The organism is Fusobacterium perfoetens ATCC 29250, from assembly GCF_000622245.1.
GTDB lineage: Bacteria > Fusobacteriota > Fusobacteriia > Fusobacteriales > Fusobacteriaceae > Fusobacterium_B > Fusobacterium_B perfoetens.
Map to the genome: position 1 here is coordinate 1 of NZ_JHXW01000024.1, position 1,554 is coordinate 1,554.

3 protein-coding genes are annotated in these 1,554 nt (G+C 23.9%); 1 reads left to right on the forward strand and 2 read right to left on the reverse strand.

Annotated features, from left to right (window positions below; all coding sequences use genetic code 11):
- Nucleotides 1–284, reverse strand: a 284-nt coding sequence (locus T364_RS0106900) for a plasmid mobilization protein (RefSeq protein WP_027128921.1), incomplete at its 3' end; no start/stop codon positions are given.
- Between the two features lie 291 nt (nt 285–575).
- Between T364_RS0106900 and T364_RS0106905 the strand changes: the two genes are divergently transcribed.
- Nucleotides 576–851 (forward strand): hypothetical protein, encoded by a 276-nt coding sequence (locus T364_RS0106905; protein WP_026674107.1) that lies wholly within the window; start codon nt 576–578, stop codon nt 849–851.
- 145 nt (nt 852–996) lie between these two features.
- Here T364_RS0106905 and T364_RS11140 read toward each other — a convergent pair.
- A partial coding sequence (locus tag T364_RS11140) for a hypothetical protein (RefSeq protein ID WP_027128922.1) occupies nt 997–1,554 on the reverse strand: 558 nt, incomplete at its 5' end.

Sequence of the window (1,554 nt, forward strand, 5' to 3'; positions counted from 1 at the left end):
TTTAAAGATTGCCATAGGTCATCTAACTCCTTTTGAATTTCCCTAAAATCTGATATAGTTTTACTGTTACATTTTTTAGCTATTTGGTTAAGGTTATTTCCTATGCTTACTTTTAGTCTAAAAATATCTTTTAAATTCTCGTTTAATTCCTGAATATCTCCTAGCATATTTTTTCTTATTAAAACTCTTACAAATTCATTCTTTGTTACTCCATATAATTTAGCTTGAGTTTCAAGCAAATTATAATCTTCTTCATCTAATCTTAATGATAAATTTTTCTTCAAAAAATTTATACCTCCTTTCCCGCTTTTAGCAGGGGTTTTTAGGGGGACTGCAATCCCCCTAAACGAGCGTAAATGATGACAAATTGATTTATCAATTTGCCGTCATTTACAGTGTGCTCGCTTCCTTAATTTTACTTAATATATATTAAGTATACCTCTTATTTTTTGACTTGTCAAAAATTAATGGTATACTTTCAAAAAATAACTAAATTAAGGAAGGACTAGAAATTGTGCCCAAAATATACTATAATAATATTACTATAAATAATCTTTTTACAGGAGGTTTTAACTATGGAAGAACTTAACCAAGTACAAGAAAATTTAGAAACTACTAAACCAAAGAAAAAAATCAAGACTTCTGAGGAAATTAAGCAGGAACTTATTAACAAGAAAAAAGAGATTGAAAAAAAACTAAAAGAAATTGAGTTAAAAGAAGCTGAAAAGAAGCTAAAACCTCTTTTTAATCTTTTCATAAAAAATGCACAATTATTATCTGATGAAGATGTAGCTAGAATGGTTGCTCATTATAAAAATAAATTTACTGAAAAAAAAGAGGAAAGTAAGTAAATCTATAAAAAATTTTTGAAGCTTAAAAAAAATGACCTCGTAAAATCGTTTTTAACGCATTTTACGAGGTTATCTTGATGTTTTATACCTTTTATTTTTAAATCAAATTTAAGCTATTTAAAGGCTGTTTTAAGTATTTCTTTTTTTAAAATAATTCTAAGTTAGGTAAAAAATCATATTTTAGACAAATTTCATTAATTTTTTCTTCTGTTTCTGCTTCTTTTATTAATTTATTAAATTCAGATAAATTTCCTATATTTTTTGATTTTTTACTTTGCCTTATTATTAAGTTTTTTAATTTTATAACTTTTTTATCTTTTTCTCTTTTTTTATAAATATTTTTAGCCCATTCATAATTATGTATATTTACCAATTTTAATAATTCGTGAATATAATCTATTTTTCTCATTATTTTTTTATCTTCTTCAGACATATTTTCATCAAATTTATATCTCCAACTCATCTCTCTAAATAATCTATTTTTTCTAGCAAAAGGAATTTCTGAAAAATTTTTATAAAACTTAGGCTTTAAAGTTTCTAAAAATTGATGAGCTTCTTCCCAATATTTATATACAGTTGGTTTAGATAAACCTGTTTCTTTTATACATTTATATTTTGTTGCATTTTGATTAAATAATAAATAACTTATAACTTCGTCTTTTTTGGATTTTCTTCCATTATTATCTGTCCATTTTTTTCCTTG

What these genes read in the sequence shown, in the direction of transcription:
- T364_RS0106905 (WP_026674107.1), top strand. Translation starts at nt 576, where the DNA reads ATGGAAGAACTTAACCAAGTACAAGAAAATTTAGAAACTACTAAACCA.